The 11,032-nt window shown below is 74.3% G+C and carries 9 protein-coding genes and 2 tRNA genes; 2 read left to right on the top strand and 9 right to left on the bottom strand.

The window, feature by feature from the left end:
• Nucleotides 1–83: 83 nt before the first annotated feature.
• Nucleotides 84–159: transfer RNA gene (locus tag JOE68_RS09795), tRNA-Lys, on the bottom strand.
• Nucleotides 160–384: 225 nt separating this feature from the next.
• Between JOE68_RS09795 and JOE68_RS09790 the strand changes: the two genes are divergently transcribed.
• On the top strand, nt 385–1,581 hold the full coding sequence (locus JOE68_RS09790) for a L,D-transpeptidase (RefSeq protein ID WP_204841998.1): 1,197 nt from the start codon (nt 385–387) through the stop codon (nt 1,579–1,581).
• A gap of 23 nt (nt 1,582–1,604) precedes the next feature.
• On the opposite strand, the gene JOE68_RS09785 is transcribed toward JOE68_RS09790, so the two are convergent.
• From JOE68_RS09785 to JOE68_RS09770, 4 genes are all read right to left on the bottom strand, one after another.
• On the bottom strand, nt 1,605–3,233 hold the full coding sequence (locus JOE68_RS09785; protein ID WP_204841997.1) for an ABC-F family ATP-binding cassette domain-containing protein: 1,629 nt from the start codon (nt 3,231–3,233) through the stop codon (nt 1,605–1,607).
• Between the two features lie 78 nt (nt 3,234–3,311).
• Nucleotides 3,312–3,387, bottom strand: a tRNA-His gene (locus JOE68_RS09780).
• Between the two features lie 61 nt (nt 3,388–3,448).
• The gene (gene orn / locus JOE68_RS09775) at nt 3,449–4,057 is read right to left on the bottom strand and encodes an oligoribonuclease (RefSeq protein WP_239563338.1); all 609 of its coding nucleotides are present in this window, start codon (nt 4,055–4,057) and stop codon (nt 3,449–3,451) included.
• A 390-nt stretch (nt 4,058–4,447) separates the two neighbouring features.
• A complete protein-coding gene (locus JOE68_RS09770; RefSeq protein WP_307819606.1) occupies nt 4,448–5,728 on the bottom strand; it encodes an MFS transporter in 1,281 nt (426 codons plus the stop codon).
• A gap of 71 nt (nt 5,729–5,799) precedes the next feature.
• Between JOE68_RS09770 and JOE68_RS09765 the strand changes: the two genes are divergently transcribed.
• A complete protein-coding gene (locus JOE68_RS09765) occupies nt 5,800–6,768 on the top strand; it encodes a GlxA family transcriptional regulator (protein ID WP_239562192.1) in 969 nt (322 codons plus the stop codon).
• On the opposite strand, the gene JOE68_RS09760 is transcribed toward JOE68_RS09765, so the two are convergent.
• The 4 genes from JOE68_RS09760 to JOE68_RS31040 all read right to left on the bottom strand — a co-directional run bounded on the left by JOE68_RS09760 (nt 6,765) and on the right by JOE68_RS31040 (nt 10,858).
• Nucleotides 6,765–8,312: a PH domain-containing protein gene (locus JOE68_RS09760; RefSeq protein WP_307819605.1), complete on the bottom strand. Its 1,548-nt coding sequence runs from the start codon at nt 8,310–8,312 to the stop codon at nt 6,765–6,767. The genes JOE68_RS09765 and JOE68_RS09760 overlap by 4 nt on opposite strands.
• Nucleotides 8,309–8,800 carry a PH domain-containing protein gene (locus JOE68_RS09755; RefSeq protein ID WP_307819604.1) on the bottom strand — a complete coding sequence of 164 codons (492 nt, stop codon included), beginning with the start codon at nt 8,798–8,800 and terminating at the stop codon, nt 8,309–8,311. The genes JOE68_RS09760 and JOE68_RS09755 overlap by 4 nt, the downstream gene beginning before the upstream one ends.
• A gap of 61 nt (nt 8,801–8,861) precedes the next feature.
• Entirely contained in the window at nt 8,862–9,020 is a 159-nt protein-coding gene (locus tag JOE68_RS09750) for a hypothetical protein (protein WP_204841993.1), read from the bottom strand.
• A 494-nt stretch (nt 9,021–9,514) separates the two neighbouring features.
• Nucleotides 9,515–10,858 (bottom strand): LuxR family transcriptional regulator, encoded by a 1,344-nt coding sequence (locus JOE68_RS31040; RefSeq protein ID WP_239562191.1) that lies wholly within the window; start codon nt 10,856–10,858, stop codon nt 9,515–9,517.
• Nucleotides 10,859–11,032 lie beyond the last annotated feature (174 nt).

Raw genomic sequence — 11,032 nt, 5'->3', positions numbered from 1 at the left:
TTACGGGTCGACCGCGAAAAGTATGGCAAAACCATGGCGGCGATCTAGAGAAGCTGAAGGCCCAGGTCAATGACCTGGGCCTGTGGTGCGCCGCCAGGGACTCGAACCCCGAACCCGCTGATTAAGAGTCAGCTGCTCTGCCAGTTGAGCTAGCGGCGCTCTCGGACTCGTTCTTGCTCCGTCCGACGTGGAGAACATTAGCACAGCGTCCTACGCGGCTCCCAATCGCCTGGTCAGAACCGGTCCGGGGCGCTGGCCCAGGGGGAACTTCGCATCCGTAACGATCCGGCATCCCGGGCAACATCGTCAACCCTTCGGGCGTCACCTAGTAGTGGGACCCCTGAAGGGGTTTCGGGGTGTCGGGGAACGGAAGCGGAGGCGGGGATGTCGGTCAGCCGGGGGGCGCGCAGAGCGCTGGGGGTCGTCGCGGTCGGGGTGGTCGCGGTGTTGGTGGCGAGCTGCTCGTCCGGCGGCGCCGCCGAAGGGGGCGTCGCGCCCGTCGCCACCTCCAGCTCGTCCACCCCGCCGCCCAAGCCCGTGGCGCTGACCACCGGGCACGCCGACCAGGCGGTGGACGTCCCGCCCGGTCAGCCCGTGGTCGTGACGGCGGCCGACGGCAAGCTCACGCAGGTCTCCCTGACCAACGCCGAGGGCAAGGTCGTCGCCGGCGCGGTGACGCCGGACGGCACCCAGTGGACCAACAGCGAACCCCTCGGCTACGGCAAGACCTACACGCTCGCGGTCACCGGGCAGGGCACGGACGGCAAGACCGTCGGCAGGACCTCGACCTTCACCACGGTCAGGCCGCGCACGCTGACGTTCCTGTCGGTCAACCCGATGGACGGCACCACGGTCGGCATCGGCCAGCCGCTGGCCTTCTACTTCGACGAGCCGATCGCCGACCGGGCCGCCGCCGAGGCCATGATCTCCATCACCACGGAGCCCAGGGTCGAGGGCGCCTTCTACTGGTTCAACGAGAAGGAGGTGCACTGGCGCCCGCAGAACTTCTGGGCGCCCGGCACGAAGATCACCATCAACGCCAAGATCTACGGGCAGCACCTGGGCAACGGCGTCTACGGCGAGGAGGACCGCCTGATCACCACGACCATCGGCGACGCGGTGGTCCACGAGGCCGACGGCGCCGCGCACCAGGTCGTGACCAAGATCAACGGTCAGGTCGCGCGCACCATGCCGACCTCCATGGGCAACGCCGAGAACCCCACCCCCACGGGCACCTACGTGCTGACGGAGAAGCACGACCACATGGTCATGGACTCCCGCACGTACGGCCTGGCCCTCGACGCGGGCGGCTACGTCACCCCCGTCGACTGGGCGACCCGCATGTCCAACAGCGGCATCTTCTTCCACAGCGCGCCGTGGTCGATCGGCGACCAGGGCAACCGCAACGTCAGCCACGGCTGCCTGAACCTCTCGCCCGAGAACGCCAAGTGGGTCTTCGACCTGTCCAAGCCCGGCGACGTCGTGGTGGTCACCAACTCCGGCGGCCCGGCCCTGGAGTCCTGGGACGGCTTCGGCGACTGGCAGGTGCCGTGGGACGTGTGGGTCCGCGGCAACCGCTGACCGCCCTGGTCGGACGTCGCTGATCAGACGTCGCGGACTCGACCCGCCGCCACCTCCAGGCGGCGGGTCGTGCGCACCGCGTCGAGCATCCGGCGGTCGTGGGTGACCAGCAGCAGGGTGCCCGGGTAGGACTCCAGCGCGGACTCCAGCTGCTCGATCGCGGGCAGGTCCAGGTGGTTGGTGGGCTCGTCCAGCACCAGCAGGTTGACCCCGCGCGCCTGCAGCAGCGCCAGCGCCGCGCGGGTGCGCTCGCCCGGCGACAGCGAGGCCGCCGGGCGCAGGACGTGGGCGGCCTTGAGGCCGAACTTCGCCAGCAGGGTGCGCGCGTCGGCCGGGAGCAGGTCCGGCACGGCCGCGCCGAACGCGTCCAGCAGCGCGTCCCCGCCGAGGAACAGGCCGCGGGCCTGGTCGATCTCGCCCACGACCACGCCCGGCCCCAGCGACGCCGTCCCGGACACCAGCGGCACGCGCCCCAGCAGGGCCGCGAGGAGGGTGGACTTGCCCGCGCCGTTGGCCCCGGTGATGGCGACCCGGTCCGCCCAGTCGACCTGGAGGTCCACCGGGCCCAGGGTGAACGGCCCGCGCGCCACCACCGCGCCGCGCAGCACCGCCACGACCGCGCCGGCCCGCGGCGCGGCGGCGATCTCCATGCGCAGCTCCCACTCCTTGCGGGGCTCCTCCACGACCTCCATGCGCTCGATGAGGCGCTCGGTCTGGCGCGCCTTGGCCGCCTGCTTCTCGGTCGCCTCGGTGCGGAACTTGCGGCCGATCTTGTCGTTGTCGCTCGCCTTGCGCCGGGCGTTCTTGACGCCCTTCTCCATCCACGCCCGCTGCGCCCTGGCGCGCTCCTCCAGGGCCGCCCTGGCGCCGGCGTACTCCTCGTAGTCCTCGCGGGCGTGCCGGCGGGCGATCTCGCGCTCCTCCAGGTAGGACTCGTAGCCGCCGCCGTAGGCGCGCACCTGCTGCTGCGCCAGGTCCAGCTCCACCACCCTGGTCACCGTGCGGGCCAGGAACTCGCGGTCGTGCGACACCAGCACCGCCCCCGCGCGCAGGCCCGTCACGAACGCCTCCAGGCGGGCCAGGCCGTCCAGGTCGAGGTCGTTGGTCGGCTCGTCGAGCAGGAAGACGTCGTAGCGGCTCAGCAGCAGCGACGCCATGCCGGCGCGGGCCGCCTGGCCGCCGGACAGCGACGTCATGGGCTGCTCCAGGTCGACCGCGAGCCCCAGGTCCGCCGCCACCTCCTCGGCGCGCTCGGGCAGGTCCGCGCCGCCCAGCGCCAGCCAGCGCTCCAGCGCGTCGGAGTAGCCGTCGTCGACGCCCGCGGCGAGCGCCTCGGTGGCCCGGTCCAGCTCGGCCTGCGCCGCCGCCACGCCGGTGCGGCGGGCCAGGAAGTCGCGGACGGTCTCGCCGGGGCGGCGCTCCGGCTCCTGCGGCAGGTGGCCGACGGTCGCCGTGACGGGGGACAGGCGGACCACGCCCTCCTCGGCCGAGACCAGGCCCGCGAGGACGCGCAGCAGCGTGGACTTCCCCGCGCCGTTGACCCCGACCAGGCCCACCACGTCACCGGGGGCGACCACCAGGTCCAGCCCGGAGAACAGGACGCGGTCGCCGTGGCCGGCCGCCAGGTTCTTCGCGACGAGTGTGGCGCTCACGGCAAGGGGCTCCCCGGTGTACACGGACCGCTGTCACGGAAAACGCCCCCCGACCGGACGGGCGGGGGGCGTTTCGCTTGGGGTGAGTGACGGGACTTGAACCCGCGACACCTGGGATCACAACCCAGTGCTCTGCCAGCTGAGCTACACCCACCAAGACCGGTCGACCCGGCGGCTGAAGCATACAGTGCCACGCCGCCGCGTCGAAATCGACCCTATTCCTGCCGGTCGGCGGCCAGCAGCCGGCTCGCCACGGCCTGCGCCTGCTCCGAGGTCGGGCCGGGCTGCGGGACGAACGCCGTGTGCCGGTAGTAGGCCAGCTCGCGGATGGACTCGCGGATGTCGGCCAGCGCCCGGTGCGCCAGGCCCTTGCCCGGCTGCGCGTAGTAGATGCGCGGGTACCACCGCCGGCACAGCTCCTTGATCGACGACACGTCGACCATCCGGTAGTGCAGGTGGGCGTCGAGCTCGGGCATGTCGCGCGCGATGAAGCCCCGGTCGGTGGCGATCGAGTTGCCCGCCAGCGGCGCGGTGCGCGGGTCCGGGACCCACTCCTTGACGTAGGCCAGGACCTGCGCCTCGGCGTCGGCCAGCGTCGCGGTGGACCGGCGGACCTCCTCGGTCAGGCCGGACTTGGCGTGCATCGCCATCACGACTCCCGGCATCGAGTCGAGCGCGGTGTCGTCGGCGTGGATCACCACGTCGACCCCCTCGCCGAGCACGTTCAGCTCCGCGTCGGTCACCAGCGCCGCGATCTCGATCAGGGCGTCCTTGCCCAGGTCGAGCCCGGTCATCTCGCAGTCGATCCACACCAAGCGATCCATCACCCGAGCGAGCCTAGCCGCCGGGCGCCCGGCCCCCGCCGCCGCTACCAGCGGCGGGACCTACCAATCTCATCACGCTCGTCCCGGTGGTCGCCCGGCCGGCCGATCCGGCGCCGCGCCGAACGGGAAGGGCGGGATCCGGTCGCGCGCGCCGCGGTCCCTTGTGGACACCGCCGGCGCGAAGGTGATCAGGCGGTCAGCGGTTCGACGGCTGCCCGGGAGCTGCGCCCGGACTGCCTACGGGAAGCCGGTCGCGGGGGTGCCTCCTCTTGGGAGCGAGTTGCGAGGCGACCCGGACCGCTGCGGTGATCCGGGTCACGGACATCCTGGTGAAACCGGCTCGGTGCTGTCGAGCAGGCGCCGTGGGTTCGGCAATGGAGCTTCCTGCAGTCAGCCGCGCGCGCCTTGGGGCGTGAGGTCGCCCGAGGAGCCTTCGAGGCCGTTCGCGGGCTTGCGCACGCGCAGGGACAGAAACGCCGCCGAGATGCTCAGCGCGCCGGCCGCGTACCAGGCGGGCGCGTAGTTGCCGAAGTGGTCGCGGGTCAGGCCGGCCGCCGTTGCCGCGAACGCCGCCCCCAGCTGGTGCGCGGCGAAGACCCAGCCGAAGACCACCGGCGCGGACAGGCCGAAGACCTGGCGGCACAGGGCGACCGTCGGCGGCACGGTGGCGACCCAGTCCAGGCCGTAGAAGATGATGAACACCAACATGCTCGGGTGCACCGAGTCGTGGAACAGCTGCGGCAGCACCAGCAGGGACGCGCCGCGCAGCGCGTAGTACGCCGCCAGCAGCAGGCGCGAGTCGACCCGGTCGGTGAGCCAGCCGGACAGGACCGTGCCCACGATGTCGAACACGCCGACCAGCGCCAGCAGGCCCGCCGCCGTGGTGGTGGGCATCCCGTGGTCGTGGGCGGCGGGGATGAAGTGGGTGCCGACCAGGCCGTTGGTGGTGGCCCCGCAGATCGCGAAGCCGCCCGCCAGGTACCAGAACGGCCCGGTGCGGGCCGCCGACGCCAGCGCCGCCACCGCGCGGCGGGCCGCGCCGCCGCCGGCCGGGGGCCTGGGCACGACCTCGTCGCCGCCGTAGGGCGGGACGCCCAGGTCGGCCGGGTACTCGCGCAGGAACAGCAGCACCAGCGGCACGACGGCCAGCGCCGCCACGGCCACCACCACCGACGCCGAGCGCCACCCCGACGTCTCGGCCAGCGCCGCCACCACCGGCAGGAACACCAGCTGGCCGGTCGCGCCGCCCGCGGTGAGCACGCCGGTCACCAGCCCGCGGCGCGCGACGAACCACCGGCCGGTGATGGTCGCGACGAACGCCAGCGCCATCGAGCCGGAGCCCAGGCCCACCAGCACGCCCCAGAGCAGCACGAGCTGCCAGCTGGTGGTCATGAACACCGTCAGCCCGCTGCCCACCGCGACCAGCGCCAGCGCGGACGCCACGACCCGGCGCACGCCGAACCGCTCCATCAGCGCGGCGGCGAACGGCGCGGTCAGGCCGAACAGCAGCAGGTTCACCGACACCGCCAGCCCGATGGTGCCGGTGGACCAGCCGAACTCCCGCTGCAGCGGTTCCACCAGCGCGCCCGGCGTCGCCCGGAACGCCGCCGCGCCGACCAGCGCGACGAAGCTGACGCCCGCGACCGCCCATGCCCAGTTGCCTCGAGTCACGCGAGGAGCGTGCTCGACCGGGCCGCCCACCGACCAGTGGCCTGATGGCCATCATGTGCAAGAATCCGGCCATGACGCACCTGGTGGCCGTCCTGGCGCTGGACGAGGTCGTGGGCTTCGACCTCGGCACCCCGCCGCAGATCTTCAACGCCGCCCGCGACGACCGGGACGTGCGCTTCTACCGGGTCCGCGTCTGCACGCCCGGCGGGCGCCCGGTGCGCAGCGCCGCCGGGTTCACCGTCACCCCCGACCACGGGCTGGAGCTGGTGGCCGAGGCGGACACCGTGGTCGTCGCCGGCGTGCACTACGGGGCGCAGGTGCTGGCGGACGGCGCGATCGACGACGACGTGCGCGACGCGCTGCGCGGGGCGGCGGCCCGCGGGGCGCGGGTGATGTCGATCTGCACCGGGGCGTTCGTGCTGGCGGCGGCGGGCCTGCTGGAGGGGCGCAAGGCCACCACGCACTGGATGCACGCCGACAACTTCCGGCGGCTGTTCCCGCGCGTCGACCTCGACCCGGACGTCCTGTTCGTGGACGACGGCGACGTGCTGACCTCCGCGGGCGTCGGCGCCGGCATCGACCTGTGCCTGCACCTGGTGCGCGACGACCACGGCTCGGAGGTCGCCAACAGCGCCGCCCGCCGCTGCGTCGTGCCGGCCTGGCGCCCCGGCGGGCAGTCGCAGTACATCGTCCGCCCGGTGCCCGAGGCCGCCGACACCTCCACCGCGCCCGCCCGCGCCTACGCCCTGGAGCACCTGGCCGAGCCGCTGGACCTGCGCGTGCTGGCCGGGCACGTGCGGATGAGCGTGCGGACCTTCACCCGGCGCTTCCGCGAGGAGACGGGGATGAGCCCCGGCAAGTGGGTCGCGCAGCAGCGCGTCGAGCGGGCCCGCCACCTGCTGGAGACCACCGACCTGGCGGTCGACCAGGTGGCGCGCCACGCCGGCTTCGGGACCGGCGCCGCGCTGCGCCAGCAGATGGGCGCGCTGCTGGGCGTCGCCCCCAGCGCGTACCGGACGACGTTCCGCTCGGCGGGCTAGACCCGGTCCGGCCGGTCGGCTGCCCGCGCGGACCCGCCGGCGGCGCGCGCCGGCCGACCCCGTTCCAGGAACGGCCGCAGCAGGTCCGGCACCGCCTCGTCGGCCAGGGCCAGGCCGTCGGCCTCCGCCACGTCCACCACGTGGTAGACCCCGTCGCCCGCGGCGGTCGTCGCGGAGATCGTCACCAGGCCCGAGCGGCGCTGGAAGAACGACCGCGAGACCCGCCAGCCGATGATGCCGGTGCGTTGCAGCGCAACGGTTTCCCGCACCACCGAGCCCTGCCGGGCGATCAGGTGCCGATCGGTGAGCGCGTGGCCCAGCGAGCGGTACCGGTCCCAGCCCAGCAGCGCCGCCAAGGGGGTCAGGGCCAACGCGACCTGCCACGCCCACGCCGGCGCGAACCACGCTGCCCCGCCCGCCAGGACCAGCAGCGGCCCGATCGCGCGCACCAGCCGCCGGCGCAGCGCGGCGGCCGGGTGCCGGCGCAGCGGCGTGGCCGTCGGCGAGGTGTCCAGCCGCAGCACGGCGGCGGAGACCCGGTGCGCCTCGGCGACGGGCGCGGGCGGCAGCAGCAGGTTGCTCTCGCCCTTGCGGCCCAGGCCGGTCGTCACGGTCTTCGCGTGCGCGCCCCGCCCGGCCCGCAGCAGCAGGGGTTCCACCACCTCGACACCGCGGAGCCGTTGCTCGGCAACGGAAACCGAGCGGGTCGTCAGCAGCCCGCGGCGCACCCGCACCGTGTCGTCGGGCTCGCGGGTCAGCCGGTAGCCCCAGAACTGCACGACGTAGACCAGCACCGACCCGAACCCCGCGATCACCAGCACCCCGCCCGCGAACAGCGACAGGGTCAGCCAGAGCGGCTGCCGCACCACCCAGTGCGCCGCGTCGGTCAGCGGCCCGAAGACCTCGACCTCCAGCTCGCGCGCGTAGTTCGTGACCAGACCGGCCAGCGCGCCCACCGCGACCAGGCCGGACAGCGTCAGCGGCGCGTACCGCAGCCACTTGCGGTCCAAAGTGGACAGCACCACGCCGGGGCGTTCCGCCGCGGGCTCGCCGGGGCGCTCCGGCGCGGCCAGCGCCAGCAGCAGCACGCGCAACCGCTCCGCCTCCGCCGAGGACACCGCGTCCAGCGTCAGCCCCTCCTCGCCGGGCTGGTCGCGCTGCCCGGTGCCCACGCGGATCGCCGACAGGCCGAACAGCCGGTGCCCGAGCTTCGCGGTCAGGTCCACGGTCCGGACGCGGTCGCGCGGCACCGCCAGGCGCTTGCGCACGAACAACCCGGTGCGCAGCTCGACCTGCTCGGTGGTGATCCGGTAGCGCGTGGTCACCCAGCGCAGCAGGCCCAGCAGCACGACGGCGGCGATCACGCCGGCGCTGAGCAGGGCGCGCCACGTCTCGCCCTTGCCCAGCACCAGCAGGCCGACGAGCACCGGCACGAAGCCGAGCAGCTCGTTGAGCGGCCGGACGACCAGCATCCGCACGTCCAGCCGGTGCCAGTCGACGACCGGCTCGGCGTACTCGGGCGCGGCGGGCAGGTCCGCGGTCACGTCGCGTCACCCGGCGTGGCCTGGGTGGTGCCGGTCAGCTCGTCGGCCAGCCGCACGGCCTCGTCCCGGTCCAGGCCCTCGATCTGCACCGGGCCCGCCGCCGACGCCGTGGTCACCGTCACGGTCGACAGCCCCAGCAGCTGCTGCAGCGGCCCGCGCTTGGTGTCGACGGTCTGGATGCGCGAGACCGGCGCGATGCGCCACTCCTGGTTCAGCCACCCCGCCAGCGTGCAGACCGCCTCCGGCGTGGCCTCCCAGCGGTGCACCCGGTACCGCCAGCGCGGCATGACCAGCGCGTGCGCGACGCCGACCACCAGAGTCGCCACCGCCAGGCCGACCTGCCACGGCGCCCGGCTGAACACCAGCACGGCCAGCTGCGGCACCAGCAGCACCGCCCAGCCGATCACGGCGTGCAGCGTCCAGAGGGTGATCGACTTGCGGCTGACCCGGTGCCGCGGCGCGCGCAGGCGCAACTGATCGGTGCTCACCTCGTCCACAATGCCCCAAGGCCGGGCCCGCGGTGCCGCGAGCCCGGCCTCGGGGTGCGCTCTACGGCTGGACGTAAGGTGGCGTGAAGATCTCCCTGGCGGCCACCTCGCTGCGCGCCTCCGCGCTCGCGGGCGCGGACAGGACGGCGCCGGAGCCGGCCCCGAGACCGGCGCAGAGGGCCACCACGGCGAGGATTCTGCGGACAGCGTTCACAACCATCGTCAAGCTCCGTTCGATCGGTAGCGGCCTGGGGTGTGGTCGATGACCGCGGTCATCGGCGCCGGCCGGCAGGGCCCGCGCGGGGTTCGGCGCTCGGTTGCGCGCGGCACGCCGGCGGCGCGGCGGACTGCCGGCCGGTCCCGTGGGCTGGACGGGGTGCGTGCCGCGGCTGCGGGAACCTGGGGCGCACCTGGCGCGGGGCGCGTCGCGGTCGGCTCGGGCGCGGCGCTGCGGGGCCGCGCCGCCGTCCGGGCGCGACGGCGCCCGGGCGTCGCACTGATCGCGGGCTCGCGTGCCCACCGACCACTCGCATCGCACTACCGCCGCTTCGCCAGGGGACGCAGGGTGGAGCGTCCGAGCGGAGCATGACACACAGGCGTCCTCCGGCTCATCACCCAGTTCCGCCCCAACGCGGTGGGCAAAACCCCCGGACGGGCGGCGCGGGCCGTCGTGAACGACCCGCCGGTAGCGGCAACGGGCGGCGCCCGGCCCGGTCACCCCGTCAGGCCGCCGTCCCACCCGCCGGGCTCGTCGACGAGGTCCACCCACCAGACGGCCGCGCCCGCCCGGTCCCGCACGCCCAGCGTGCGGTAGATCCGCTGGAGGTGGTTCTGCACCGTTTTGGGCGACAGGCCCAGCTCCTCGGCGATCGCGCCGGTGCTCGACCCGTCCGCGACCCGCCGCAGCACCTCGATGCCGCGCTTGGTCAACCCGGCGCCCAGCGCCCGCGCGATCCGCCGGTTGACCTGCTCGGCGCTCGACGTGCTGCGCAGCGGCTCGTCGCGGCGCGCCCGGACGACGGTGTCCTCCCGGCGCGGCTCGAACCGGTGGTGCGCGAGCTGCTCGACCAGCCGCGCGGACAGGTCGTGCTCGCGCATCCGCAGCAGGTCGCGGCCCTCCTGCAGCTCCCACAGCCGGTACTGCTCCAGCTGCGAGCGGGCGTGCCGCAGCGCCGCCCCCAGCCGCCCGACCCGCTCGTGGGCGACGCTCAGCGCGCCGTGCGCCCGCACCGCCACCTCCCGCGCGAGACAGCCCATCGCCAGCTCGGCCGCCTGCGCGAGCTGCCGCACCTGGTCGTCGAACCGGCCGCGCGCGCCGTTCGCGCGGGCCCGCGCCATGAGCAGTTCGGCCCGCAGCACCGGCCGGTCCTGCCCGGCCAGCAGCTGGTCGGCCCGCCGGCACGAGCGCAGCGCGCGGTCCAGCTCGCCCAGGTCCAGCCGCACGTGCGCCAGCAGCAGGTTCACCCGTGCCATCCGCACCGGCTCGTCCAGGTTCTTCCACTTGTCCCGCACCTGCGCGCACAGCACCTCGGCGCGCCGCAGCTTGCGCACGCACGGCTCGCCGTCCGGACTGCACCGCGTCGCGTCCGAGCGGACCATGCAGTGCTCGTGGTACTGCGTGCGCATCAGCCTGGCCTGCTCGAACAGGATCGAGCCGATCAGCTCGTGGTCACCGGTCAGCTCCGCCAGCCCGAGCGCGCGCGACAGCGAGTGCAGCGACCGCTCCCGCGAGTCCAGCCGCAGCTCCACCACGGCCCGCGAGAAGCTGCACCACGCCTGCAGCAGCGCGTGCCGGTTCGCCGAGGCGATCTGCTGCACCCGGTCGATGGTGTCCAGCGCACCGGGCAGCAGCCCGCGCTTGCCCAGCGCGACCGACTGGGCCAGCACGGCCTGCGCCACGCCCTCCGCGTCGTCCAGCCAGGCGAACGCCGCGACGGCCTTCTCCGCGAACTCCAGCGCGTCGCCGGGCCGCCCCTCGTCCAGCGCCATCCGCGCCTCGCGCAGGTTGGCCACCGCGCCGGCCCGCGGGTCCGCCGCTCGTTGTCCCGGAATGGTCATCGGTCCCCCGCCGCGCAGGATACCCACCGCGGGTCCCGCTCGAGCACCTTTCCGGTGGCGTTGCGGGGCAGCGCGTCGAACAGCATCCCGTCGGTGACGAAGGTGCCGATCTCCACGTGTGCCGCCAGGGTCTCCGGGAAGCCCCGGTGGTTGCGGCACAGCAGTAGGGGGGCG

It is taken from the genome of Saccharothrix algeriensis (assembly GCF_016907655.1).
GTDB lineage: Bacteria > Actinomycetota > Actinomycetes > Mycobacteriales > Pseudonocardiaceae > Actinosynnema > Actinosynnema algeriense.
This window is presented reverse-complemented; position numbering and strand designations above follow the sequence as displayed.